Raw genomic sequence first — 23,797 nt, 5'->3', positions numbered from 1 at the left:
GCAGCAGCCATCAGGGCACGGCCACCGGGTAGGAACCCAGCACCTTGATCTGAGCCGAGTGCGCTTCCAGTTCGGCCAGCGCGGCCTGCATGGGGGCGTCGTCGATATGGCCGGCCAGATCGATGAAGAAGCCGTATTCCCACTTGCCGTGGTGCGACGGGCGCGACTCGATGCGGTTCATGCTGATGCCGTGGCGGGCGAACGGGCTGAGCACATCGAACAGCGCGCCAGGCTTGTCATGGATGAACACCAGCACCGAGGTGCGGTCGTGGCCGGAGGTGGGGAAGATGTTGCGGCCCACCACCAGGAAACGGGTGGTGTTGTCGGCATCGTTCTGGATCGGCTTGGTGACGACCTTCTTCAGGCCGTACACGTGGCCGGCGCTCTCGCCCCCGATGGCCGCGGCATCGTCGGCATTGCGTGCACGACGCGCGCCCTCGGCGTTGCTGGACACCGGAATCTTCTCGGCCTTGGGCAGGTTGGCGCGCATCCATGCCGAGGTCTGCATGAAAGACTGCGGGTGGCCGTAGACACGCTCGACATCCTCGATGCGGCCGCTGCGCGACATCAGGTACTGATGCACGCGCAGTTCCACTTCGCCGCAGATCTTCAGGTTGGAGGTCAGGAACATATCCAGAGTGATCTGGATGGTGCCCTGCCCCGAATTTTCCACCGGCACCACACCGAAATCGGCGTTGCCCGCTTCCACTTCCTGGAACACTTCTTCGATGCTGGCCATCGGCAGGCCCAGCGCCGAGCGACCGAAGTGCTTGAGCACGGCCTGCTGGCTGAAGGTGCCTTCCGGGCCGAGGTAACCGATCTTCAGCGGTTCCTGCTGGGCCAGGCAGGCGGACATGATTTCGCGGAAGACGTGCACCAGCAGCTCGTCGCTGAGCGGCCCTTCGTTGCGGTCCACCACCATGCGCAGCACCTGGGCTTCGCGCTCGGGGCGGTAGTAATCGACGGCGGCGGCCAGCTTGCCTTTGGCCTTGCCCACCTGGTGGGCAAACTGCGCGCGTTCGGCGATCAGGCCCTGGATGTCGCGGTCGATCTGGTCGATCTTGGCGCGCACATCGGCCAGCGCCAGCGGTGCCAGCGTGGGGGCCGCGGTGGCGGTCTTCTTGCCCTTGGGCGCGGCGTCGGCCTTGGACTTTTCAGCCTTGGCGGGCGCCTTCTTGGCGGGTTTGCTTGCCATTGGAGTTCCTTGTTGCAGGGCGCGCACCGGGCGGTGCGCACCGTTCAATGCTCAACCGTGACGCTGCTGGAAATCGGCCATGAAGGCGACCAGCGCCTCGGCCCCGGCCAGCGGCATGGCGTTGTACAGCGAGGCGCGGATGCCGCCCACCACCTTGTGGCCCTTCAGCGCCAGCAGGCCAGCGGCCTTGGCTTCGGCCACGAAGCGCGCGTCCAGATCGGCGCTGGGCAGGAAGAACGGAATGTTCATCCGCGAGCGCGCCGAGGGTGCCACTTCATTGCGATAGAAGCCGCCGGAGGCATCGATGGCGCCGTACACCAGCGCGGCCTTGGCCGCATTGCGCTTGGCGAACTCGACCACGCCACCTTCGGCCAGCATCCACTTGAACACCAGGCCGGCCAGGTACCAGTTCCAGGTGGGCGGAGTGTTGAGCATGGAATCGCGGGCCACGTGCGAGCGGTAATCGAAGATGTCTGCACGCGGTTGGCCGGCGCGCTCCAGCAGGTCGCGGCGGATGATCATCACGGCGATGCCGACCGGGCCCAGGTTCTTCTGCGCGCCGGCGTAGATGATGCCGTAGCGGCGCACATCCAGCGGTTCGCTGGCGATGGACGAGCTGAAATCGGCCACCAGCGGCACCGTGCCGGTATCGGGCACATCACGGAATTCGACGCCGTGGATGGTCTCGTTGGCAGTGATGTGCACGTAGGCCGCATCGGCCGAGAGCTGCCAGCCCTCGCGCGCAGGCAGTTCGCGATAGCCGTTGGCTTCGCTGCTGGCGGCGATGTTCACATCCACATAGGGGCCGGCCTGTTTGACCGCCGTCTTTCCCCAATGGCCACTTACGACATAGTCGGCACGCTGGCCGGCCTTGGCGAAGTTGAGCGGGATGAGCGCCTGCTGGGTGGTGGCACCACCGGGCAGGAACAGCACCGCGTAGTCGTCGGGGATATCGAGCAGGCGGCGCAGGTCGGCCTCGGCCTCGGCGGCCACGGACATGAATTCCGGGCCGCGATGGCTCATTTCCACGATCGAGGCGCCGGCACCGTGCCAGTCCAGCATTTCCGCCTGCGCCTGGCGCAGGACCGATTCCGGCAAGGTTGCAGGGCCGGCACTGAAGTTGAACGCGCGCGTCATGTCACACCTGTGGGGCAAGACCCCTAGTATGCCGCAGCGCACCAGCCTTGCGGCCTTGTCGCGCAAGGGAAATTTGGTTGCATTCGTATCCAATTGCCGGCGAGCGCAATGTGCCACCCAAGGTTGGCACCTGCCAAAGCGGGTTGGGCGTCATGCGGCCGGGGGCATCGTGCCAACCAAGGTTGGCACCTACCAAAGCGGTCAGGGCGTCATGCGACCGGGGGCATCGTGCCAACCAAGGTTGGCACCTACCGGAGCGGGTTGGGTCGGGCGGTAGCGCCGGGCCATGCCCGGCGGAATGGGTTCAGCGCGCGCCGAACCAGAGCAACAGGCTGAGCACGCCGGCCAGCAGCAGGGCACTGACCAGCAGCCACGGCCAGCGGCGCACGTGACGCGGGGTTGCCGGGACCACCGGCGCCTGTTCGCTGTCTGCCGCCTCGTCTTCCGGGCTGGGTGCCGGGCGTCGGCGCGGGTCGTGCGGGACTTCCAACACGAAGCGATGCTGGCCGTCGAACACCAGCTGGTCACCGGCCTGCAGCCAGCAGTGGCGCACGGCCACGCCGTTCACCCGGCTGCCTTCGGCACTGCCCAGATCGCGCAGCAGCACGCGCTCGCCGTGCAGTTCCACCCGTGCATGCTGGTCGGCGAAGGCCGGCTCATCGATGGCGATATCGGCATCGTCGCCGCGACCGATCACCCGCGGCCGCGCCAGAGTGAAGCCGCGCCCATGGTGCAGCCCGCCCACGCCACGCAGCAGGCGTTGTTCGTCGATGCCCGGATCGGCCAGCGCGGTCGGCGCGGGTGCCTGCAGCAGGGTTTCCACCTCGCCCTGCAGGACCATTTCCACGCCATCCACATACACCGCATCGCCGGCGCGCAGCATCGCCATGCGCCGCACCGGGCGACCGTTCACGTGGATGCCGCGGATGCCGTTGCCGACCTGCAGCCACAGCCCACGATCATCCAGGCAGAACTGCGCCAGCAGCAGGGCGCCGTTGCCGGCATCGCCCAGCCGCACGCTGCCATTGGCCTGGCGCACGATGCGCTGCACCCCGGGCCGCAGCGGCTGGTCGGGCTGTTGGTGTTGACTGAAGTGAACAAGCAGGTTCTGCACGCGGCGCAGACTAGCAGGTTGGCCGCCAACGCAGAAGAACCCCGCCTGAGTGCTTGGCGCAGCGCCCGCCGATGCGCACAATGGCCGCCCTCTAACTACAACCCGGCCCTGCGCCAGGAGCCTGCATGTCCAGCATCGACGTCCGCCACGCCCACTCCCTGCCCGACGCGCAGGCGCGCGAGGCCATCGAACAGGTGGCCGCCAAGCTGTCCGAACGCTTCGGCCTGAAGTCGAGCTGGGCGGCCGACGTGCTGAACTTCAGCGGCAGCGGCGTGGACGGTGCCATCGAACTGCAGCCGGGCGCGGTGCGGGTCACGGCCAAGCTGGGCTTCCTGCTGTCGGCCATGAAGGGCATGGTGGAAACCGAGATCCAGCGGGTGCTGAAGGAAAAGCTGGGCTGAACCCCAGCGTTGGGCCATCACGGCCCAGCAACGCAACGCCGCGCTACTCTCGGGGCAGGCCCAACCTCCCCGGGAGCGCGATGAACACCTACGACAATGACGACCGCCGCGACGACGACGCCAGTTTCGGCGAACAGGCCGGGCGCTTTTCGCGCAAGTTGAGTGACTCCGCGCAACAGGTCTGGCTGGCCGGGCTGGGTGCACTGGGGCGCGCGCAGGCCGAAGGCAACCGCTTCTTCGATGGCCTGGTGAAGGAAGGCGAGGCGTGGGAAGCGCGCCGCCGCGAACGCAGCGACGAACAGGGCCCCGGCTGGCGCGACAATGTGGAGCAGTCGCTGGACGAGGCCCGCGAAAAGGCGTCGGGCACCTGGACGAAGGTGGAAAAGGCCTTCGACGAGCAGGTGCAGGGCGTGCTGAAGCGCATGCATGTGCCGACCGCGCAGGATGTGGCTGCGCTTGAAGCGCGCCTGGACGCGCTGCACGCGCGCCTGGCCAAGCTGGAAAACCGCGCCGCATCAGGCACGGATGCCCCCGCCCCCGGCAGCCACCAGGGGCCCGGCGCGGCCTGACCGGCGGATTGTTGCAATGCAATAAAATTTGTCTGACAATCGCGAGAACCCGCCAATCGCTTCGCCTGCCGTTTGTTCCCTCCCCTCACGGCTTCAGGATTGGCGGGTTTTTTCGTGTCTGCACAGCGCTGATCTGCGCGCTGCATCACGCTTCTTGTCGGGAACGCCCTGACGCAATCGCCCAGTGTGGCCTTTACACTGTCGGCTTCTGAATTTTTCCTTCCGTTCGCACCTGCATGCTCCCTTGGATTCTGGCCCTGCTGTCGGCCCTGCTCATCTGCACCCTGGCTGTTGTCTATCTGTGGTGGGTGAAGCGGCGGCAAACGGAAATGCGCTTGGGCCTGCAGGCCCTGGCCGGCATGCATTGGCGTGAGTTTTCCACGCTGATCAAGCGCATGCTGAGCGAGCAGCGCGGCCTGCGCGAGGCGCATGACGCCGACGAGGACGCGCGCGAACCACGCAGCGATTTCGTGCTGACCGACGGCCCCAACACCTGGATGGTCTGGTGCAAGCACGGCCTGGCCTACCGCATTGGCACGGCGGCGGTGAACGAACTGGGCGCGGCTGCACGGCTGGGCGGCGCCAAGGGTGGCCTGCTCATCACCGAGGGGCGGGTGGAGCGTGATGGCCTGGCCGCCGCCGAAAAGCAGGCCGTGGAAGTGCTGGACGGCCCGCGCCTGTGGCCGCTGCTGCAGCCTTACCTGCCCGGCGATATCGAAAGCCGCGTGCGTGCCAGCGCGCGCCACGAGGCCGTGCGCCGCATCGCCATTTCCGCGTTGGGCGCGGTGACCGTGGGCCTGCTGGTGGGGGTGAGCCTGCAGGGGCTGCACGCCGATGCACCGGTTGCCGCCGCCGAACCCACGCCTGTGGCCAGCGCCAACACACCGGTGGCGGCACCTGCGCCGGTCGCCGCACCGGCGCCTGCACCGTCACCGGCCGCGGAAACCGCCGCGGCCAGCGCGCCTGCCGCGCCTTCGGCAAGCGCCAGCAACGACGACGGCCGCAGCAACCCCAACCCCGATGCAGCCACGCTGGAGCGCTACCAGGCCGAACTGGCCCGTGCTCTGGCCGGCCAGAGCGGCATTGCCAGCGGCGTCTGGCTGACCCGCCAGACCCTGGCCATCAACCGTACCGGCGAGCTGGAACAGGTCTGGCCGCGCGTCTGCCAGGAAGTGCTGCGCTACCCCGCCCTGCGCACCGTGCGCGTGCAGCTCAACGCCCGCCCGGGCGTGGACGAGCCGGTGCGCTGGCGGCAGTGCGCCACGTATTGAGGGTGCGCCATCCACGCATGGCGTGGATCTACCCGGCATTGCGTGGATCATCCCTGCTTGGTCGCACCCAGTAGATCCACGCCATGCGTGGATGGTTGTGCCGCCCGCCGTCGTCAAGCCAACGCAGCAAGATGGGCGATGTAGCTGGAACGTGTTTCCCCGGCCGCCTTGGCCTGCGCATCCAACCTGGACAGGATCCTTCGCGGCAGGCTGATGTTCACCCGCTCGATGGTGTCATCCAACAGTGCTGGATCAATGCTGATGTAGGCAAGAATCCATTGCGTCCCGCATGCCGCGTCGGCGACCAGTTTCTGGGGTGCCGACGGTGTTGGAATCGAGTGCCCGGCATCCAATGCGGCGTCAATCCAGGCAAGTGCAGCCTCTTCCGCCGAGCGCAGGGCGTCATCGAGCGTGTCCGCGGCAGAGAAGCAGCCCGGGAGATCCGGCACTACCACGCCCCAGGCTGTGCGTTCATCACCGGCTTCGATCAAGACTGGATATCGCATGGGAGCCTCCTGAAACCGTGTAGGAGGCACAGTAAGAGCCCCAGCATCCTCGCGAAAGAGGAGCACGCGACAAGCCACGCGTCTGGCCCGCGCAGCTGGGCACGGCTCGGCCCTCCGGGAAGGTACCTCAGCGCCCGCCCGGCGCGAAGCGGGCCACCAGGTCCCAGGCATCGCCCAGGAACACCTGCCGCACCCGGGTGATCGGCTGATCGCCGCGCCAGGTCAGGCGCTCGATGACCAGACAGGCGGTGCCCGGCGCCACCTGCAGCAGCTTGGCCGACGCGGCGTCAGCGCCCCACGCACTGATGCGGTGCTGGGCGCGGGTCCAGGACACGTTCTGCAGCAACCAACTGCCGGGGGCGGTGGTGCTGAAATCCATCTCCAGCACTTCGGGCACGCCCGCCGGGCTGATCAGGCGGTGTTCCAGCGCCAACGGTCGGTCGTCAGCCAGATGCAGGCAGCGCATCGCCAACAGCGAACCCGTGCCGGCCAGCTCCTGTTCGCCCACATTGCCCGCCGCGGCCGCGCGCAGTTCACGCTGCAGCAGGCGGTAGCCGTACTGGTGGCCGCGCGAGCCGACTTCCATGGCGATATCGGGAATTTCCAGCGCCACCTGTTCCAGGTGCGGCGGCTGCCGGGCCACGAACGAACCGGCACGGCGCCGGCGCTCGATCATGCCGCTCTCGGCCAGCGCGGTCAGCACCTTGTTCACCGTCATCCGCGAACAGCCGTACTGCTCCATCAGCTCGTGCTCGTACGGAATGCGGAAACCCGGCGCCCACTCTCCACTGAGGATGCGGCTTTCCAGATCGCTGCGGATACGCTGGTTGAGCGTGGCGGACTTGCGGGCCTTCACGGGGGCGGGGGTCTCGATGAGGATCTCGACAAACAGGGAGGCGATCAGCCCAGCACGCCACGCAACGCGGCGGCAAAGGCGGTGCTGATGGCCTCGCGCTGCAGGTGGCGGCCGTCGGCCACGACCTGGCGGCCATGGCGCCAGACCGAACGCAGCGCGCCATTACGTGCAGCGAAGACCCAGCTGTCAAGCCATGCGTCATTCTGTCGCGCCTGCAGGGCCGGGTGCGCGGCGTCCAGTTCCAGCAGATCGGCACTGGCGCCGACCTGCAGCCCGGCGGCCACGCCCAGCGCCTGCGCACCGCCGTGCAGGGCGCCGTCGAACAGGAAACGGCCACTGCTGCGGCGGGCATCGGGCGCCAGCACGTTGCGGCCGCGCAGGCTCAGGCGCTGGCCGTATTCAAGCAGTCGCAGCTCTTCGGCCGCGTCGATCAGCACGTTGGAATCGGAGCCGACGCCAAAGCGCCCGCCCTCGCGCGCGAATGCCTGCATCGGGAACAGGCCGTCGCCCAGGTTGGCCTCGGTGATCGGGCACAGCCCGGCCACCGCCTGGCTGGCCACGATCGCGGCGCGCTCGTCGTCGGTGATGTGGGTGGCATGCACCAGGCACCAGCGCGCGTCCACCGGCGCATGGTTGTAGAGCCATTGCACCGGGCGCTGACCGCTCCAGGCCAGGCAGGCGTCGACTTCGCGCACCTGTTCGGCGATATGGATATGCACGGGGCCATCGGTCAACGGCAGCAGCCCGCCCAGCTCTTCGCCGGTCACGGCACGCAGGCTGTGCGGTGCGATGCCCAGCACGGCATCGGGCAGCGTGGCCAGGGCGGGCTTCGCCGCATCCAGCAGCTGCGCGAAACCGTCCACGTCGTGGATCAAGCGGCGCTGCGCGGGATTGGGCGGCGCGCCGCCGAAATCGGCATGGGCATAGAACACCGGCAGCAGGGTCAGGCCGATGCCGGTCTGCGCCGCCGCCGCGGCGATGCGCGCGCTCATCTCGGCACGGTTCGCAAACGGCTGGCCGTCGGCGTCGTGGTGCAGGTAATGGAATTCGCCCACGCGGGTGAAGCCGCTTTCCAGCATTTCCATGTACGCCTGGGCGGCGATGGCCTGCACGGCATCGGGACGCAGGTGGGCCAGGAAGCGGTACATCAGCTCACGCCAGCTCCAGAAGCTGTCGCCATCGCCGCCGCCGATCTCGGTCAGCCCGGCCATGCCGCGCTGGAAGGCGTGGCTGTGCAGGTTCGGCAGGCCCGGCACGGCGATGCCGATGCGGGTGTCGCCCATTTCCGCGCCCTGCCCCGTGCTGATCGCCGTAATGCGCCCGTGCTGCACCTGCAGGCGCACATCACGGGCCCAGCCGTCGGCCAGCAAGGCATGGGCGACGTGGAAAGCGGCAGGGGAACGCGAATCGGACATGGCTGGACAACCCGAAAGGGACGCTTATATTGTATAGACATATAAGCACAGCCGCGTACTGGATGCCATGCACGTCGACACCCTCTGGTCCAATGTCCACCTGATGACCCTCGATGGCGAGGGCCTGGGGATCATCCGCGATGGCGTGCTGGCCTGCGCCGGCGGCCGCATCGCGCACATCGGCCCGGCCGGCAGCGATGCCCACCTGCGCCCGACCACGCGCTTCGATGGCGAGGGCCGCTGGGTGTCGCCGGGGTTGATCGACTGCCACACACACCTGGTCTACGCCGGCAACCGCGCCAACGAATTCGAGCAGCGCCTGCAGGGCGTCAGCTATGCCGATATCGCCCGCGCCGGCGGCGGCATCGTCTCCACCGTGCGCGCCACCCGTGCCGCCAGTGCGGAGCAGCTGGCCGCCGAAAGCCGCCCGCGCCTGCTGGCGATGCGGGCCGAAGGGGTGACCACGGTCGAGATCAAATCCGGCTATGGCCTGACTCTGGCCGACGAGCGCAAACAGTTGCAGGTGGCGCGTGCGCTGGGCGAGGAATGCCGGGTGAACGTGGCCACCACCTTCCTGGGCGCGCACGCGGTGCCGCCGGGCCGGCAGGCGCAGGAGTACACCGATGAGGTGTGCGAGGTGATGATTCCGGCCATCGCCGCCGAAGGCCTGGCCGACGCAGTGGACGTGTTCTGCGAGACCATCGCCTTCTCGCCCGCACAGGCGCGGCAGGTGTTCGAGGCCGCCCGCGCGAACGGGCTGGCAGTGAAGATCCACGCCGAACAGATGAGCAACCAGCATGGCGCCGAACTGGCCGCCGGCTTCGGCGCGCTGTCGGCCGACCATATCGAACATCTGGACCAGGCCGGCATTGACGCGATGGCGGCCGCCGGTACCGTGGCCGTGCTGCTGCCCGGCGCCTTCTATTTCACCCGCGATACCACCCTGCCGCCGATTGCCGCGCTGCGTGCGGCCGGTGTGCCGCTGGCCCTGGCCACCGACAGCAACCCCGGTACCTCGCCGCTGACCAGCCCGCTGCTGGCGATGAACATGGGCGCCACCCTGTTCCGCTTGACCGTGGACGAATGCATCGCCGGCTTCACCCGTGAAGCGGCGCGCGCGCTGGGCCGCAGCGAACGCATCGGCCGCCTGGCCGTGGGCATGGACTGCGACCTGGCGATCTGGGACATCGACGCACCGGCCGACCTGGTCTATCGCATGGGATTCAACCCGCTGCACGCGCGCGTGGTGCGCGGGCAGCCCGACCTGCCTGCTTCCTGGAGCAACACATGAGCAACACCCTGGTTCTTCGCCCCGGCCATGTCACCCTTGCCCAGTGGCGGCAGGTCTACCGCGGCGCGCCGCTTGCACTGGACCCGGCCGCGCTGCCGGTGGTGCGCGCCAGTGCCGCCGCCGTGGCCGCCATCGTCGCCAAGGGCGCGCCGGTGTATGGCATCAACACCGGCTTCGGCAAGCTGGCCAGCGTGCGCATCGAGCGCGAAGACCTGGCCACCCTGCAGCGGAACATCGTGCTGTCGCATGCCGCGGGCGTGGGCGAACCGATGCCGGCCAGCGTGGTGCGGCTGATGATGGCGCTGAAGCTGGTCAGCCTGGCGCAGGGTGCGTCGGGCGTGCGCGAAGAAACCCTGCTGCTGCTGGAAGCCATGCTGGTGAAGGGCGTGCTGCCGGTGGTCCCCGCGCAGGGCTCGGTGGGTGCATCCGGCGATCTGGCGCCGCTCTCGCACCTGGCCAGCGTGATGCTGGGCGTGGGCGAGGCCTTTGTCGCCGATGCGCGTCTGCCGGCCAAGGATGCCCTGGCACGTGCCGGCCTGCAGCCGGTGGAACTGGACGCCAAGGAAGGCCTGGCCCTGCTCAACGGCACCCAGTTCTCCACCGCGTATGCGCTGGCCGGGCTGTTCGAGATCGAAACCGTGTTCCAGGCCGCGCTGGTCACCGGTGCGTTGTCGGTGGAAGCGGCCAAGGGTTCGGATACGCCGTTCGATCCGCGTATCCACGCCATCCGTGGCCAGCGCGGGCAGATCGCCACCGCCGCGACCCTGCGCACGCTGATGCAGGGTTCGGACATCCGCGAATCGCATCGCGACAATGATGTACGCGTGCAGGACCCGTACTGCCTGCGCTGCCAGCCGCAGGTGATGGGCGCAGCGCTGGACATCCTGCGCCAGGCCGCCACCACGCTGGAAATCGAAGCCAACGGCGTGTCCGACAACCCGCTGGTGTTCACCGATACCGGCGAGGCACTGTCCGGTGGCAACTTCCACGCCGAGCCAGTGGCCTTTGCCGCCGACATGCTGGCGATGGCCGTGTGCGAGATCGGTTCGATCAGCGAGCGCCGCCTGGCGATGCTCGTCGACCCTGCGCTGTCCGGCCTGCCTGCGTTCCTGACCCCGCGCCCCGGCCTGAATTCCGGCTTCATGATTCCGCAGGTGACTGCCGCCGCGCTGGTCTCGGAAAACAAGCAGCGTGCCTATCCGGCCAGTGTTGATTCCATCCCGACCTCGGCCAACCAGGAAGACCATGTGTCGATGGCCGCGCACGGCGCGCGCCGCCTGTTGCAGATGGCCGAGAACGCGGCCAACGTGATCGGCATCGAGCTGCTGGCCGCCGCCCAGGGCTGCGATTTCCACGCGCCCCTGCGCTCCAGCGCCGCGCTGGAAACCGTGCGCAACACCCTGCGCGCGCACGTGCCCACGCTGGAAGAGGATCGCTACTTCCACCCGGACATGGTGGCCGCCACCGATCTGGTGCGCAGCGGTGCGCTGGCAAAGGGCCTGGCCGACGTCTTGCCAACCGTGGAGCCGCAGGCATGAGTGCCCGCCCCGACTGGCTGACGGTGCACGAGGGCGATGCCCCGCTGATCGTCAGCTTCCCGCACACCGGCAGCGAACTGCCGCACGAGTTGATGGATGACTACCACTCACCCTGGCTGGCGCGGCGCGATGCGGACTGGTGGGTGCACGACCTGTACGATTTCGCGCGCGGCATGGGCGCGACCACGGTGCGTTCGGCCATCTCGCGTTCGGTGATCGACCTCAATCGCGACCCCAGCGGCGTTTCGCTTTACCCGGGCCAGAACACCACCGGCCTGTGCCCGCTGACCACCTTCGACAACCAGCCGCTGTACCACGCAGGTCGCGAGCCGGACGAAGCGGAAATCGCGCGCCGCCGCGACACGTATTTCGCGCCCTACCACGATGAACTGGCCGCACAGATCGCGCGTCTGCGCGCGCAGCACGGCACGGTGGTGGTGTACGACGCGCATTCGATCCGTTCGCATATCCCGCATCTGTTCGAGGGCGAACTGCCGCAGTTCAACCTGGGCACCGCCGGTCCGTCCGGCGCGCCAGATACGTCCTGCGACAACGCGCTCAGCGATGTGGTGGAAAACCTGCTGAAGATCAGCGGCATGAGCCAGGTGCGCAACGGCCGCTTCAAGGGCGGTTGGATCACCCGGCATTACAGCGACATCCCCGGCGGCGTGCATTCGCTGCAGATGGAACTGGCCTGCCGCGGCTACATGCACGAGCCGCTGCCCGGCCAGGTGGACGAGCACAGCTGGCCCACCCCGCTGGACCCCGATCACGCTGCACCGCTGCGCCACACCCTGGCGCAGGTGCTCACCGCCTGCCTTGAATTCGCTACGAACCGGAGCGCCGCATGACCCGCAACGACCCCAGCCGCACCATCACCGCGCCGACCGGCACCACGCTGAATGCCAAGAGCTGGCTGACCGAAGCGCCGCTGCGCATGCTGATGAACAACCTGCACCCGGACGTGGCCGAGCGCCCGCAGGAACTGGTGGTGTACGGCGGCATCGGCCGCGCCGCGCGCGACTGGGAAAGCTTCGATGCCATCGTTGAAACATTGAAGCGGCTGGACGATGACCAGACCCTGCTGGTGCAGTCGGGCAAGCCGGTGGGCGTGTTCCGCACCCACGCCGATGCACCGCGCGTGCTGATCGCCAATTCCAACCTGGTGCCGCGCTGGGCCAACTGGGACCACTTCAACGAGCTGGATAAGAAGGGCCTGGCCATGTACGGCCAGATGACCGCCGGCAGCTGGATCTACATCGGCGCGCAGGGCATCGTGCAGGGCACCTACGAAACCTTCGTGGAAATGGGCCGCCAGCACTACAACGGCAACCTGGCCGGCAAGTGGCTGTTCACCGGCGGCCTGGGCGGCATGGGCGGCGCGCAGCCGCTGGCCGCGGTGATGGCCGGTGCCTCGTGCCTGGCCGTGGAATGCCGCAAGAGCAGCATCGACATGCGCCTGCGCACCGGCTACCTGGATACCTGGACCGACAACCTGGACGAAGCGCTGCGCCTGATCGCGGAATCGTGCACGGCCAAGAAGCCGCTGTCGGTGGGCCTGCTGGGCAACGTGGCCGACGTGCTGGACGAGCTGCTGATCCGCGGGGTGAAGCCGGACCTGCTGACCGACCAGACCTCGGCACACGACCCGGTGAACGGCTACCTGCCGCAGGGCTGGACGGTGGAGGAATGGGACCAGAAGCGCGTTTCCGCGCCCAAGGACGTGGAAAAAGCCGCGCGCGAATCGATGGCCAACCATATCCGCGCCATGCTCGGTTTCCACGCGCTGGGCGTGCCGACCGTGGATTACGGCAACAACCTGCGGCAGATGGCGCTGGAGGAAGGCGTGGAAGACGCCTTCGATTTCCCCGGCTTCGTGCCGGCCTATATCCGCCCGTTGTTCTGCCGCGGCATCGGCCCGTTCCGCTGGGCCGCACTGAGCGGCGATCCGGACGACATCGCCAAGACCGATGCCAAGGTGAAGGAACTGATTCCGGACAACCCGCACCTGCACCGCTGGCTGGACATGGCCGCCGAGAAGATCAAGTTCCAAGGGCTGCCGGCACGCATCTGCTGGGTCGGCCTGGGCGACCGCGATCGCCTGGGCCTGGCCTTCAACGAGATGGTGGCCAACGGTGAACTGAAGGCGCCGGTGGTGATCGGCCGCGACCATCTGGACAGCGGCAGCGTGGCCTCGCCGAACCGCGAAACCGAAGCGATGGCCGACGGCTCCGATGCGGTGTCCGACTGGCCGCTGCTCAATGCCCTGTTGAACACCGCCAGCGGCGCCACGTGGGTGTCGCTGCACCATGGCGGCGGCGTGGGCATGGGCTTCTCGCAGCATGCGGGCATGGTGATTGTCTGCGACGGCACCGAAGCGGCGGCGAAGCGGATTGGCCGCGTGCTGTGGAACGACCCGGCCACCGGCGTGATGCGCCATGCCGATGCGGGGTATGAGATTGCGGTGGAATGCGCGAAGGAGAAGGGTTTGGATCTGCCGGGGATTCTGCGCTGATCGAACATCGCATGTAGCGTCGAGCCATGCTCGACTCTACAAGGCTGCCCCCGCGCAATTAATTCCGGGACAGCGGCTTCGCATCGACCGCATAGCGTGGAAACGCAGTCGCATGTAGAGTCGAGCCATGCTCGACTGCTTTTCCCGCCGTCCTGGGAAAGGCCAGTCGAGCAAGCTCGACTCTACAAGGCTGCCCCCGCACAATCATTTCCGGGCCAGCGGCTTCGCATCAATCGCATAGCGTGGAAACGCAGGCGCGGCGAACTGCCTCAGCATGTGCAGGTGGGGCTGAAGCTTGAGCCTGCGCAGGTTGCCAAGGGCAACCTCGCCACCGCAGACCAGCGCCGGTTCGAAGCCATACATCTCGTCTGCCTGCAAGGGGCCGCATGTGCTCATGGCCCTGGCAAAGAGCAGTGCCTCGTCCGCATCCAGCAGATCGAAGTCGTCGGGCTCGGCGCAGGCGAAGAAGGCCTTGATGCCACCTTCCTGCTGCGCGAGAGACTTCAATCTCAGGCGGTTCTGGAGAGCGAATACTTCACCGCGGATCGGATCGATGCTCACACCGACACCTGATGCTTCGCCGCACAGGTAAAGCCTTCCGAACCCGCTCCGGGCGAACACGTGGTAGGAATCGATCTGGGGAAAGGGCGTTTTCTCCAACCACGTGTGTACCTGGTCTTCGTAGTCTTCCGGGTTCACCGTCCACAAGCGTCCGTTGCCATAGTTCGCCCATCCATCACGCCGCCAATAGCGCAACAGCGATTCGGGCAGGATGCCCGCCCACCTGCGGAAACTTGCCTCCGGCACAGGGTCGTGTGCCGTCGCCTCGCCGAAGTTTTCGATGAAAAGTGCGAAATCCTGATCGTCTTCCATTGTTCTTCCCTTGCACGGCCATGTCGGCAGCGCGGACTGATGGCGCTTTTGTAGCTGATGTGTCGGCAGGGTTTAAGGGGCGTTCGCGACAGACCGGGCAGGCCATACGCTGCCGGTGGGTGACGTGAGGCGCGCGAACTGTTAACTTGCGCGCCACTTTCGTGGTTTACAGCTTGCCTGCATGTCGCTTCCGTCTTACCGCCCTACCCTGTCCCTGCTGTTCCTGGCCGTGTCCTTCAGCCTCGCTGCCACGGCCAATGCCGCCCCGCAGGCCACCACCCTCGATGCCGTGCAGGTGACCGCTGCCGATGCCAGCGCGCAGGCGGGCGCGGCGCTGAAGCGCGTGCCCGGTGCCAGCAATGTCATTGACGTGGCCAAGGCTGACAGCCGGCTTTCCAGCAGTGCCGATGTGCTGGCCTACCAACCGGGTATCAGCGCGCAGTCGCCGGGCAACGAAGGCACCAAGGTGTCGATCCGCGGTTCGGGCATCAACCGCGGGCCCGGCGCGCACGCCTCGGGCATCGCCGTTTCCCTCGATGGCCTGCCGCTGACCGGCGCGGGCGGCACGCCCTACGAACTGCTGGAACCGCTGTGGCTGTCGCGGGTGGAAGTGCTGCGCGGCGCCAATGGTTTCGAGCGCGGTGCGTTGGCGCTGGGCGGTGCGATCGACTACGTCAGCCGCAGCGGCCGCGATTCGGCGGGCGTGCAGCTGCATTACGAAGCCGGCAGCCGTGGCTACCAGAAGCGCGGCATCAGCTGGGGCGGCGTCAGCGGCGATGTCGATTACTTCCTCGCCTATACCGATACCGAGTTCGACGGTTACCAGTATCACGCACGTGGCGAGGGCAAGGGCGCGATGGCCAACATCGGCTGGCAGATCAGCCCCGACCTGCAGACCCGCTTCTTCGTGCGCTACCGCGAGACCGATCACGAAACACCGGGCCGCCTGACCCGCGCGCAGATCCGCAACGACCCGCGTGCGGCCAACGCCGCCAACCTGGCCATTGATGCGCGCCGCCCACAGCCGGGCAGCACCTGGATCGGCAACATGACCACGCTGCAGATCGACGAGGATTCCTCGCTGCAGGCCGGGCTGGTCTATCACAAATATCCGATGGACTTGAACGAAAGCCTGTACCGCCAGCAGCTGGACTACGCCAATCTGAATGCCACGCTGGACTACCGCCATCGCCACCGGCTGTTCGGGCGGGACAGCGAAACCACGGTCGGCCTGCGCGTGACCCACGATCTTCAAGCCGACGTGCGCGAGTCGCTGCGCTTTGCCAGCAACGGCTACGCCGCCGGCACGCGCACGCGTGACTTCCGCCACCACGGCACCGACAGCACGCTGCACATCGGCAATACCCTGGCGTTGAACGAGCGCCTGCGCATGCAGACCGGGCTGGCCCTGGTCAACACCCAGCGCGACGTGCAGGTGACCTGGCCCAGCAGCGGTGGCCGCCTGCGCGACCACGACTGGGACTACGCGCCACGCCTGGGCTTTACCTGGCAGCACAGCGCGCAGACGCAGTGGTTCGGCAACCTGAGCCGTTCGGTGGAAGCGCCGCACCCGTGGTCGATGATCTGGGGTTCGAACCAGTACTTCGCTGCGGGCAACGGGCCGTCCACCGGCCGCCAGCGCAGCCCGGTGCCGATGCAGAACCAGACCGCCACCACGCTGGAACTGGGCGCGCGCGGTGACGCCGCACTGGGGCGCTGGGAGCTGACCGGCTACTACGCGCACGTGAACCACGAACTGCTGACGGTGGAACTGCAGCCGGTGCCGAACCTGTTCATTGCCGAGAACAATGCCAGCCCCACCGTGCACCGCGGCATCGAAGCCGGCCTGGACAGCACCCTGTGGCAGGGCTTACCGGGCCGGCTGTCGCTGCGCCAGGCCTACACCTTCAGCGATTTCCGCTACCGCCACGATGCACGCTTCGGCAGCAACCGCCTGCCCGGCCTGCCGCAGCACAGCTACCAGGCTGAACTGCGTTTCGACCACGCCTCGGGCGTGTACGCGGCGCTGAACACCGAGTATGCCTCGCGCATCGCGGTGGACTATGCCAACAGCTACTGGGCCGACAGCCATGTGATCTTCGGCAGCCGCGTTGGCTATGACGCCCCCAGTGGCCACTGGCAGGCCTGGGCCGAAGTGCGCAACATCGGGGACCGCCATTACGCGGCAACGGTCACGCCCGGCTATGACGACGCCGGCAAGGACGTAGCCCGCTCGACGCCGGGCGAAGGCCGTGGCGTGTACGCGGGCATGCGCTGGCGCTTCGACTGAACACGCGCGGGACATCGCCGGGCATTGCCCGGCGCTGCCTCAGGCGATGCGCCAGCGTGGCAGGCGCTCGCTGCGCTTCCAGATCAGCGGCGCTGCGGCGATCAACAGCAGGGCCATCAGCCAGCGCGGCGACGTGGTCAGCAGGCCGTTGACCCACCCGGCCTCAACCACCGGCGGCACCTCCTGCCAGGGGTTGTAGCCCAGGTAGAGCACGCTGCCGGCGCGCCACACGAACACCAGGCCCATGGCCGCCAGGAACAGGGCCGTGCTGCGGCAGGTCCAACGCTGCGAGGGAGTTCCCCACTCACGGGACACGGCCACCAGCATGCCGATGATCAACGCGGCCATCACGGCCACCAGGGCGATATCCACCTTGCGCCCGATGCGTTCGTAGCTGCAGGCACGGCATTTCGCCTCTTCGCTGGCGGTCGCCGCTTCGGTGGCCGGCACCGCAGCGGGAGGCGACGATTGTGCCAGGACGGTGAACGGCAGCAGCAGCGCCAGAACCACCCCCAACGTCCATCGAAGCCAGATGCTGTTGCTGTGCATTGCGATATCCATGTCGCGTCTCCTTCCTGTCAATTGATCTGTTCACCACGTGTAGGGCCATGTGCCAGGGCTGCTGCGCACGCCGCCGCCCCAGTCCGCCCGCTCAAACACCCAGCGGCCATCCTCACGGTGCAGCAGGAACTTTTCCCGGATGCCAAATCCATCAAAGCAGCTGCCACTGACCACCGAAATCATCGCCCACTGCCCGTCGATACTGAACACCGGGCGTGAGAGCGAAACGATCTGCAACTGCTGTTGCGTCACGTCCCGGTTGCAGCCCGGCCCGCGCTCCACCTTCATCTTCTGCAATTGTTGATGGGTCATCCGCTGCACACCCGCCAGTGCCTGCTCGGGTACGCGCGAACGCCGCGCGTTGGCGGCGCCCTGCGCAGCCTCCAGCTCCTGCCGCAGCCGGAACAGCGCCGCACCTTCATCATCGGGGAAGCGGGCCAGCGGAGCATCATCCTGGCAATCGGTCATGGCGCGGCGCTGCCGGCAGAAGGGCAGCGTCCACTCCATCACCCTGGCCCAGGAAGGCGCCGGGGTATCCAGCGTGGGCTGTCGCGGTGGCCGCCAGCGCCCGACATCCTTTACTGCAGCCCCGGGGCCGGCGAGCGTGGCCACGTTCGCCGATGGCGCTGGAACTGCTGCCTGCCTACGCGGCACGGGCCGGGGCGGCAAGGTTGCGGCCTCCTGCATCGACAACGCCCTCACGATCAGGGGCGGCGGGGCCATCGGCGGAAAGGGGGGACGCACCTGGCGGATAGCCAGCGCCATCACCTCGGCCTGCATCTGCGCAGTGCCCAGCACGACGGGCACTGGACCGATCCGCACCGCTGGCGCCTGCCACACGCGCTCGACCAGCAGCACCACCGCCAGCATGGCCACGACCCAGCACACGATGCGCTTGCAGATGATGCGTGCGTGCATGTTCCTCCCTGCTCCGTCCTGCAATCGTTGCGCCACGCTACAGCGCGCGGGCGACCTGCATCAGCGTGACCGCATCGGGCGCCAGCGTCTGCGCCAGCCAGCCCAGTGCGGCGAAGAACACCAGCAGCCCCACCAGCGGCCACACGGTATGGGTCACACACAGGCGCCACCAGCCCTGCGCCTGCATGCCCTGCATGCGCCGGTACAGCCCACCGACAATCGCGGCATCCACCAGCAGCTCGGCCATCAGCAGCGGTGCCGACCACACCACCCAGGCAGTGGCCAGCACTGCACTGCCGACCACGGCGACGATGCCCAGCAGCGCCAGCAGGGGCAGACCCGCCTCGCCATCTGCGGCGTCCAGCAGGGAGGCACCGTCGCTGTCGATCACCGAGCGACCCGAGCCCTCCGCCCACGATGCCGATGCCCCGCCACCACCGGACTGACCGCCCTGCCCGCCCCACGACGGGCCCTGCGCATCGCGTGCGGAACCACCGCCGCCACCGACGTCCGGCGCGCCATCCACGGCGTCCCAGCGCCAGCGGATCCACAACCACATCAGCAGCAGGAACACGCCGTACGCCAACAGCACCGCCATCGGGTAGCGCAGCAGCATCATTTCCATGCCTGCCAGGCGCAGCGCATGCGCCGCCAGGAAGCCTGCTGCACCGGTCAGCAGCACGATGGCCGCCATCTGCAATCGCGGCCAGCCGTGGCGCTGCAGTTGCCGGCGGGCACTCAGCACTTCACCGCGGCGGGTAATGGGGAATTTCAACGGACGGGCGTTGAATCGCCGCCGCGAGGTCAAGGCGCTGCCCCCTTGTAGACGGCCTCGATGCGATGACCGTCGGGGTCGACGACGAACGTGGCGTAGTAGCGATCGCCGTAATCAGTACGCAAGCCAGGCGCACCATTGTCGCGCCCGCCGGTGGCCAGCCCTGCGGCATGGAACGCATCCACCGCTTCGCGCGACGGTGCGGCAAACGCCAGATGGAAGCCCGGCCCGGGCACCAACGCATCATCGCGCTGCTTCAGGCACAGAATGTCTTCATCATCGATCAGGCCGTAGCCGATCGCCTCGTCATCCTCGAACACGCGGCGGAAACCGAGCGCCGCCAGAGCGGCATCGTAGAAACGCGCGGCGGCATCCAGATCACGGACACCCAGGGAGAGGTGGTGCAGCATGCGGACATCCTTGCCGGGCACGCGGTGGTGGTGATGGCCGATTCTAACCGCGAAACAGCGCGGTGGCGGCGTGGCGCTGTTCAACCAGCGCGCGCCGCCTTCAGCAGTTGCGCAGCCACCTGATCGAACGGGGCGATGTCCTGCAGCGCGCGGCTCATCGCCACCGCACCTTCCACGCTGGCGATGACCAGGCTGGCCAGGCCGGCCGCCTGTTCCGGCGCATGACCGTCGCCGATGAAGGCCTGGGCCAGATGGCTCTGCCAGCGGGCGAACACCTCGGCCGCCGCTGCGCGCGGTTGGCTGGAAACCGCCTCTACGGGCTCTTCAACCGCCGCGGCCAGCACCGGGCAGCCCGCGCGGAACTGCGAGCGCAGCAGGCGCTCGCGCCACATCGCCAGGAATCGCTCCAGGCCAGGTGCGGCGCCGTCGCGCAGCAACTCCAGCAGCAGGGCTTCCACCTTGTCACCCGCCACCGTGGTGGCCTTGGCCAGCAGTTCCTGCTTGCCGCCGGGGAAGTGGTGATAGGTCGACCCCAACGGGGCGTCGGCCAGCTTGGTGACCTCACGGATGCTGGTGGCATTGAGCCCGACCCGCGCCAGCATCTGCGCCGCCGCGTCGATGACACGCTGGGGGGCATCGCTCGCTCGTGGGCTCATGCTGCGCTCCTTGCTAGGACAGTCGTCATAGATTAGCGTAACATCGGTTCTATAACAGTCGTCATAGTCATGAATCTCTGGTTCCGCCTGCTTCATCTGCTGCTGTGCAGCCTGTTCCGCCCGCGCCTGGATGCCCCGTTCGGGGTGTCCCGCCTGCAGTTCCGCGTGCTGCCCAACGACCTGGACAGCAACCTGCACATGACCAATGGCCGCTACTGGAACATCTTCGATCTGGGCCGGCTGGACCTGATCCTGCGCATGGGCCTAGGCAAAGTGGCGCTGCGCGAGAAGTGGGCGCCCATCGTCGGTGCCGGCACCATCCAGTTCCGCCGCGAACTGCGCCCGTTCCAGCGCTACACGCTGGAAACGCGGCTGGCCGGCTGGGTCGGCACGCGGGTGATCATGGAACAGCGCGTGCTGATCGGGCCGGAGCAGAAGGTCGCCACGCGGGCGCTGCTGGTCACCGGCATCTACGACCGGCGCGCGCGCGCGTTCGTCGGCATGGAACGCATGATGGACGCCATTGGCAGCACCACACCGCCGTCGCCGCCGCTGAGTGCAGCCGCCGAAGCGCTGCTGGCGGCTGATGCCGCGTTGAAGCGCGACGACGGCTGAGCAGCGCCGCTCAGACCTGCGGCATGTTCTTGGTGACGCAGTGGATGCCACCGCCGCCCCCGGCAATCGCATCGATGTCCACCTGCTCGATGGTGCGACCGGGATACAGGTCCTGCAGCAGTTCACGGCAGTAACCATCGGCCTTGGCATCGCCGAACTGTGGCGCGATCACGGCACCATTGATCGGCAGGTAGTTGATGTAGCCACGCGCCAGATCATCATTGCTGCGGGTGTGCACGTTGTTGCGCCCCTGCAGCGGCGGCGGCAGCGTATGCACCTGCAGCCTGCGGCCGTCGGCATCGGTGGCCTGGCGCAACATCTGCAGATGCTCGCGGGTCAGCGCGTAATCGTAGGATTCCGGGTCGTTGTCCAGATTGGCGATCACCACACCCGGGCGCACGAAGCGCGCGTAGAAATCCACGTGTGCATCGGTGATGTCCTCACCGGCAATGCCCGGCAGCCAGATGATCCTGCGCAGGCCAAGGTGGTGTTTCAGTTCGGCTTCGATATCGGCACGCGACCAGCCTGGATTGCGGTTGCGGTTCACCCAGCAGCTTTCGGTGAGGATGGCCGTACCGTGCCCATCGACCTCGATGCCACCGCCCTCGCCCACCAGATCACTTTCCAGCAGGGTGGCGCCGGTGGCATCTGCCAGCCAGGGCGCCACCGCGCCATCGTTGCGTGCGGATTGCTTGCCGCCCCAGCCGTTGAAGTTGAAGTCGACCAGACCCAGTTCGCCGCGCGCACCGGTAACGAAACAGCCGCCGTAATCGCGCACCCAGATGTCATCCAGCGCAACGTCGAGGAACGCGATGTTGTCGCGGCCGCAACGTGCCTGCGCCAACGGCAGATCGGCCGGTCGGCACAGCACGCTGACCGGTTGGTAACGCGCGATGGTGCGTGCCAGGCGAGCGATGGCCTCGTTCACGGCACCGGCCTGCGCCCCCCAGACCCGTGGCTGCGCGGCGAAGGCCAGGAACACCCGTTCCTGCGGGCCATGCTCGTCGGGCATGCGCCAGCCCGACGCCGTCGATGCCTGCACACGCGTGGCCGTGCCGCCCAGGCCCAGCGCCGCGAGGGCGCCCAGACCGGCAGCGCCGGCCAGTTGGTTCAGGAAATGACGGCGGGTGTTCATGACGGGCTCCGGGAAGGCGCAAGGGATGAAATGCATGCTGCGCTTGCCCACTGTTAAGCACAAACGATAAATTCAGCGGCATCCTGATTACTTCTGCTTATCTGAAATGCTCAAGCACTGGCCCTCACTCACGGCCCTGCGGGGGTTCGAGGCCGCTGCCCGGCTGGGCAGCTTCCATCGCGCCGCCGAGGCCCTGCACCTGAGCCAATCGGCCATCAGCCAGCAGATCCGCGGCCTGGAAGAGACCCTGCAGCAGCCATTGTTCTTCCGCCAGGGGCGCAGCGTGACCCTGACCGATGCCGGCATGGATCTGCTGGAAACCACCCAGGCCCTGCTGTGGCAACTGGCCAGTGGCATCCGGCGGCTCGATCAATACCGCAAGCCCAACCAGCTGATCGTGAACACCACGCCTGCCTTCGCCCGCCATTGGCTGGTGCCGCGGCTGGCCGCCTTCGCCGAGCGCTTTCCCGAAGCCGACCTGTGGCTGCTGACCAGCGAAGAGCCGCCGGACATGAGCACCCAGACCGTGGATATCGCGGTGCGTGACGACCTGCAGGCACAGGCCGAGTGCCAGTTCCGCGTGCTGCTGCAGGACCGGCTGTACCCCGCCTGCCATCCGGACCTGATGTCGCGCCCCAGCGCACAGCGCCTGACCCTGCATGGGGAGCGCGAAATGGACTGGAGCCAATGGCAGGTGCAGGGCGGCGATGACGTTGGCCAGCGCAGCGACGGCATGAATTTTTCCGAGCCCGGGCAGCTTCTGGATGCGGCCTGCCAGGGCCTCGGCATTGGCCTGGTCAGCGAGCTGCTGTCGGCCGCTGCGCGCGAGCGCGGGCTGCTGCATGCGCTCGACCCTGGCCATGTGCGCGGACCACAGTGGAGCTGGCTGGTGCACGACGACAGCGCGCACGATGCGCTGGTTCTGGGTTTCTGCCAGTGGCTGTGCGCAGAACTGCCCGCCCGCGAGGACGGCACCGCCTGAGCAGCGCGCAGGCTAGCGGCGTGGCTTTTCGGCCAACGCGCGCGCAATGGCGGCCTCAGCCAATGGCGCCATCAACGCATAGCCCTTCGCGGTGGGGTGCACGCCATCGGCGGCCAAGGCAGGATCCAGGCCACCGGCGGCATTGGCCAAGACCGAGTAATAGTCCAGGTACACCAGCCCCTGCGCATCGGCGTACTGCTTGAGCGCTGCGTTCAGGGCGCGCACCTTCGGCGCCGGTTCGATGCCGGGCATCCACGGGTACTCACTGACCGGCAGCACCGAGGCCACGACCACGCGAATGCCGTGCACCCGCGCCAGGTCGACCATCGCGTGCAGGTTGTCTTCGATCATCGTCTGCGTGCTGGGGCCGGTGTTGCCGGCGATATCGTTGGTACCGGCAAGGATGATCACCACGTCCGGCTGCAGCGCGATCACATCCTGGCCGAAGCGCAGCAGCATCTGCGGCGTGGTCTGCCCGCTGATACCGCGGTTGAGGTAGCCCTTGCCGGGGAAGAACGCTGCGGGATCCTTTTCGCCCCACCCCTGGGTAATGGAATCGCCGAAGAACAACACGCGCGGCACGCCGGCCTGCTTGGCGGGCACGCGCGCATTGGCTTCACGGTAGCGGCCCAGATCCGGCCAGTCGGACAGGCGCTGCTGCATGGAGCGCACCTCATCCGGGCGGAGCTGGTCCACGGGCTTCACCAGCATTGGATTGATCGCCACGGGCGGCTGCGCCTGCGCGCAGGTGGCGCTCATGGCGAGGGCCACTGC

At 67.6% G+C, this 23,797-nt stretch carries 24 protein-coding genes; 10 read left to right on the top strand and 14 right to left on the bottom strand.

Going from position 1 to position 23,797, the window contains the following annotated elements; all coding sequences use genetic code 11:
* Positions 1-10: 10 nt before the first annotated feature.
* From pheA to AC06FA_RS11900, 3 genes are all read right to left on the bottom strand, one after another.
* Positions 11-1,195, bottom strand: a complete 1,185-nt coding sequence (gene pheA, locus AC06FA_RS11910; protein WP_478068479.1) for a prephenate dehydratase — start codon at positions 1,193-1,195, stop codon at positions 11-13.
* 51 nt (positions 1,196-1,246) lie between these two features.
* Positions 1,247-2,332, bottom strand: a complete 1,086-nt coding sequence (gene serC, locus AC06FA_RS11905) for a 3-phosphoserine/phosphohydroxythreonine transaminase (protein ID WP_478068478.1) — start codon at positions 2,330-2,332, stop codon at positions 1,247-1,249.
* A gap of 304 nt (positions 2,333-2,636) precedes the next feature.
* Positions 2,637-3,446, bottom strand: coding sequence for an FHA domain-containing protein (locus tag AC06FA_RS11900; RefSeq protein ID WP_478068477.1), 810 nt, complete (start codon positions 3,444-3,446; stop codon positions 2,637-2,639).
* Between the two features lie 125 nt (positions 3,447-3,571).
* On the opposite strand from AC06FA_RS11900, the gene AC06FA_RS11895 reads away from it, so the two are divergent.
* The 3 genes from AC06FA_RS11895 (at position 3,572) to AC06FA_RS11885 (ending at position 5,687) form a co-directional block, all read left to right on the top strand.
* On the top strand, positions 3,572-3,847 hold the full coding sequence (locus AC06FA_RS11895; RefSeq protein ID WP_478068476.1) for a polyhydroxyalkanoic acid system family protein: 276 nt from the start codon (positions 3,572-3,574) through the stop codon (positions 3,845-3,847).
* An 80-nt stretch (positions 3,848-3,927) separates the two neighbouring features.
* Complete coding sequence (locus AC06FA_RS11890; protein WP_478068475.1) at positions 3,928-4,416, top strand: phasin family protein; 489 nt, start codon at positions 3,928-3,930, stop codon at positions 4,414-4,416.
* Positions 4,417-4,652: 236 nt separating this feature from the next.
* Entirely contained in the window at positions 4,653-5,687 is a 1,035-nt protein-coding gene (locus AC06FA_RS11885) for a restriction endonuclease (RefSeq protein WP_478068473.1), read from the top strand.
* 113 nt (positions 5,688-5,800) lie between these two features.
* On the opposite strand, the gene AC06FA_RS11880 is transcribed toward AC06FA_RS11885, so the two are convergent.
* The 3 genes from AC06FA_RS11880 to AC06FA_RS11870 form a co-directional block, all read right to left on the bottom strand.
* Positions 5,801-6,193: a type II toxin-antitoxin system HicB family antitoxin gene (locus tag AC06FA_RS11880; protein WP_478068472.1), complete on the bottom strand. Its 393-nt coding sequence runs from the start codon at positions 6,191-6,193 to the stop codon at positions 5,801-5,803.
* Between the two features lie 127 nt (positions 6,194-6,320).
* Entirely contained in the window at positions 6,321-7,049 is a 729-nt protein-coding gene (gene hutC, locus AC06FA_RS11875; protein ID WP_478068471.1) for a histidine utilization repressor, read from the bottom strand.
* 44 nt (positions 7,050-7,093) lie between these two features.
* Positions 7,094-8,464 (bottom strand): formimidoylglutamate deiminase, encoded by a 1,371-nt coding sequence (locus AC06FA_RS11870; protein WP_478068470.1) that lies wholly within the window; start codon positions 8,462-8,464, stop codon positions 7,094-7,096.
* Positions 8,465-8,531: 67 nt separating this feature from the next.
* Here AC06FA_RS11870 and hutI point away from each other — a divergent pair, with 67 nt between their 5' ends.
* The 4 genes from hutI to hutU are packed head-to-tail and all read left to right on the top strand — an operon-like array spanning position 8,532 to position 13,808.
* Positions 8,532-9,755 (top strand): imidazolonepropionase, encoded by a 1,224-nt coding sequence (gene hutI, locus AC06FA_RS11865; RefSeq protein WP_478068469.1) that lies wholly within the window; start codon positions 8,532-8,534, stop codon positions 9,753-9,755.
* Positions 9,752-11,293: a histidine ammonia-lyase gene (gene hutH / locus AC06FA_RS11860; protein ID WP_478068468.1), complete on the top strand. Its 1,542-nt coding sequence runs from the start codon at positions 9,752-9,754 to the stop codon at positions 11,291-11,293. The genes hutI and hutH overlap by 4 nt, the downstream gene beginning before the upstream one ends.
* Positions 11,290-12,144, top strand: a complete 855-nt coding sequence (hutG, locus tag AC06FA_RS11855) for an N-formylglutamate deformylase (RefSeq protein ID WP_478068466.1) — start codon at positions 11,290-11,292, stop codon at positions 12,142-12,144. Before hutH ends, hutG begins: the two co-directional genes overlap by 4 nt.
* On the top strand, positions 12,141-13,808 hold the full coding sequence (hutU, locus tag AC06FA_RS11850; protein WP_478068465.1) for a urocanate hydratase: 1,668 nt from the start codon (positions 12,141-12,143) through the stop codon (positions 13,806-13,808). Before hutG ends, hutU begins: the two co-directional genes overlap by 4 nt.
* Before the next feature lie 204 nt (positions 13,809-14,012).
* Here hutU and AC06FA_RS11845 read toward each other — a convergent pair whose 3' ends face one another.
* A complete protein-coding gene (locus AC06FA_RS11845; protein ID WP_478068464.1) occupies positions 14,013-14,681 on the bottom strand; it encodes a GAD-like domain-containing protein in 669 nt (222 codons plus the stop codon).
* A gap of 181 nt (positions 14,682-14,862) precedes the next feature.
* Between AC06FA_RS11845 and AC06FA_RS11840 the strand changes: the two genes are divergently transcribed.
* Positions 14,863-16,971, top strand: coding sequence for a TonB-dependent receptor family protein (locus tag AC06FA_RS11840; protein ID WP_478068463.1), 2,109 nt, complete (start codon positions 14,863-14,865; stop codon positions 16,969-16,971).
* 39 nt (positions 16,972-17,010) lie between these two features.
* Here the strand turns inward: AC06FA_RS11840 and AC06FA_RS11835 are convergent, their stop codons facing one another.
* The 5 genes from AC06FA_RS11835 to AC06FA_RS11815 form a co-directional block, all read right to left on the bottom strand.
* Positions 17,011-17,532: a hypothetical protein gene (locus AC06FA_RS11835; protein ID WP_478068462.1), complete on the bottom strand. Its 522-nt coding sequence runs from the start codon at positions 17,530-17,532 to the stop codon at positions 17,011-17,013.
* 30 nt (positions 17,533-17,562) lie between these two features.
* The gene (locus tag AC06FA_RS11830; RefSeq protein ID WP_478068461.1) at positions 17,563-18,450 is read right to left on the bottom strand and encodes a hypothetical protein; all 888 of its coding nucleotides are present in this window, start codon (positions 18,448-18,450) and stop codon (positions 17,563-17,565) included.
* A 37-nt stretch (positions 18,451-18,487) separates the two neighbouring features.
* On the bottom strand, positions 18,488-19,225 hold the full coding sequence (locus AC06FA_RS11825) for a hypothetical protein (protein ID WP_478068460.1): 738 nt from the start codon (positions 19,223-19,225) through the stop codon (positions 18,488-18,490).
* A 29-nt stretch (positions 19,226-19,254) separates the two neighbouring features.
* Positions 19,255-19,635, bottom strand: coding sequence for a VOC family protein (locus tag AC06FA_RS11820; RefSeq protein ID WP_478068530.1), 381 nt, complete (start codon positions 19,633-19,635; stop codon positions 19,255-19,257).
* Between the two features lie 80 nt (positions 19,636-19,715).
* The gene (locus AC06FA_RS11815; protein ID WP_478068459.1) at positions 19,716-20,291 is read right to left on the bottom strand and encodes a TetR/AcrR family transcriptional regulator; all 576 of its coding nucleotides are present in this window, start codon (positions 20,289-20,291) and stop codon (positions 19,716-19,718) included.
* Between the two features lie 69 nt (positions 20,292-20,360).
* On the opposite strand from AC06FA_RS11815, the gene AC06FA_RS11810 reads away from it, so the two are divergent.
* The gene (locus tag AC06FA_RS11810; RefSeq protein WP_478068458.1) at positions 20,361-20,906 is read left to right on the top strand and encodes a thioesterase family protein; all 546 of its coding nucleotides are present in this window, start codon (positions 20,361-20,363) and stop codon (positions 20,904-20,906) included.
* A 10-nt stretch (positions 20,907-20,916) separates the two neighbouring features.
* On the opposite strand, the gene AC06FA_RS11805 is transcribed toward AC06FA_RS11810, so the two are convergent.
* Positions 20,917-22,041 carry an agmatine deiminase family protein gene (locus AC06FA_RS11805; RefSeq protein WP_478068457.1) on the bottom strand — a complete coding sequence of 375 codons (1,125 nt, stop codon included), beginning with the start codon at positions 22,039-22,041 and terminating at the stop codon, positions 20,917-20,919.
* A gap of 106 nt (positions 22,042-22,147) precedes the next feature.
* Between AC06FA_RS11805 and AC06FA_RS11800 the strand changes: the two genes are divergently transcribed.
* The gene (locus tag AC06FA_RS11800; RefSeq protein WP_478068456.1) at positions 22,148-23,023 is read left to right on the top strand and encodes a LysR family transcriptional regulator; all 876 of its coding nucleotides are present in this window, start codon (positions 22,148-22,150) and stop codon (positions 23,021-23,023) included.
* A 12-nt stretch (positions 23,024-23,035) separates the two neighbouring features.
* Here the strand turns inward: AC06FA_RS11800 and AC06FA_RS11795 are convergent, their stop codons facing one another.
* Complete coding sequence (locus tag AC06FA_RS11795) at positions 23,036-23,782, bottom strand: SGNH/GDSL hydrolase family protein (protein WP_478068455.1); 747 nt, start codon at positions 23,780-23,782, stop codon at positions 23,036-23,038.
* Between the last annotated feature and the right edge of the window lie 15 nt (positions 23,783-23,797).

Source organism: Stenotrophomonas sp. Steno-C17, from assembly GCF_056393165.1.
Note: the sequence above shows the minus strand (reverse complement) of the source record. Positions and strands in the feature narration are given on the sequence as shown.

Bases quoted from the DNA above. Each gene is read 5' to 3' on its own strand.
- pheA (WP_478068479.1), bottom strand. From the start codon at position 1,195: ATGGCAAGCAAACCCGCCAAGAAGGCGCCCGCCAAGGCTGAAAAGTCC.
- serC (WP_478068478.1), bottom strand. From the start codon at position 2,332: ATGACGCGCGCGTTCAACTTCAGTGCCGGCCCTGCAACCTTGCCGGAA.
- AC06FA_RS11895 (WP_478068476.1), top strand. From the start codon at position 3,572: ATGTCCAGCATCGACGTCCGCCACGCCCACTCCCTGCCCGACGCGCAG.
- AC06FA_RS11890 (WP_478068475.1), top strand. From the start codon at position 3,928: ATGAACACCTACGACAATGACGACCGCCGCGACGACGACGCCAGTTTC.
- AC06FA_RS11885 (WP_478068473.1), top strand. From the start codon at position 4,653: ATGCTCCCTTGGATTCTGGCCCTGCTGTCGGCCCTGCTCATCTGCACC.
- AC06FA_RS11880 (WP_478068472.1), bottom strand. From the start codon at position 6,193: ATGCGATATCCAGTCTTGATCGAAGCCGGTGATGAACGCACAGCCTGG.
- AC06FA_RS11870 (WP_478068470.1), bottom strand. From the start codon at position 8,464: ATGTCCGATTCGCGTTCCCCTGCCGCTTTCCACGTCGCCCATGCCTTG.
- hutI (WP_478068469.1), top strand. From the start codon at position 8,532: ATGCACGTCGACACCCTCTGGTCCAATGTCCACCTGATGACCCTCGAT.
- hutH (WP_478068468.1), top strand. From the start codon at position 9,752: ATGAGCAACACCCTGGTTCTTCGCCCCGGCCATGTCACCCTTGCCCAG.
- hutG (WP_478068466.1), top strand. From the start codon at position 11,290: ATGAGTGCCCGCCCCGACTGGCTGACGGTGCACGAGGGCGATGCCCCG.
- hutU (WP_478068465.1), top strand. From the start codon at position 12,141: ATGACCCGCAACGACCCCAGCCGCACCATCACCGCGCCGACCGGCACC.
- AC06FA_RS11845 (WP_478068464.1), bottom strand. From the start codon at position 14,681: ATGGAAGACGATCAGGATTTCGCACTTTTCATCGAAAACTTCGGCGAG.
- AC06FA_RS11840 (WP_478068463.1), top strand. From the start codon at position 14,863: ATGTCGCTTCCGTCTTACCGCCCTACCCTGTCCCTGCTGTTCCTGGCC.
- AC06FA_RS11835 (WP_478068462.1), bottom strand. From the start codon at position 17,532: ATGGATATCGCAATGCACAGCAACAGCATCTGGCTTCGATGGACGTTG.
- AC06FA_RS11830 (WP_478068461.1), bottom strand. From the start codon at position 18,450: ATGCACGCACGCATCATCTGCAAGCGCATCGTGTGCTGGGTCGTGGCC.
- AC06FA_RS11820 (WP_478068530.1), bottom strand. From the start codon at position 19,635: ATGCTGCACCACCTCTCCCTGGGTGTCCGTGATCTGGATGCCGCCGCG.
- AC06FA_RS11815 (WP_478068459.1), bottom strand. From the start codon at position 20,291: ATGAGCCCACGAGCGAGCGATGCCCCCCAGCGTGTCATCGACGCGGCG.
- AC06FA_RS11810 (WP_478068458.1), top strand. From the start codon at position 20,361: ATGAATCTCTGGTTCCGCCTGCTTCATCTGCTGCTGTGCAGCCTGTTC.
- AC06FA_RS11805 (WP_478068457.1), bottom strand. From the start codon at position 22,041: ATGAACACCCGCCGTCATTTCCTGAACCAACTGGCCGGCGCTGCCGGT.
- AC06FA_RS11800 (WP_478068456.1), top strand. From the start codon at position 22,148: ATGCTCAAGCACTGGCCCTCACTCACGGCCCTGCGGGGGTTCGAGGCC.
- AC06FA_RS11795 (WP_478068455.1), bottom strand. From the start codon at position 23,782: ATGAGCGCCACCTGCGCGCAGGCGCAGCCGCCCGTGGCGATCAATCCA.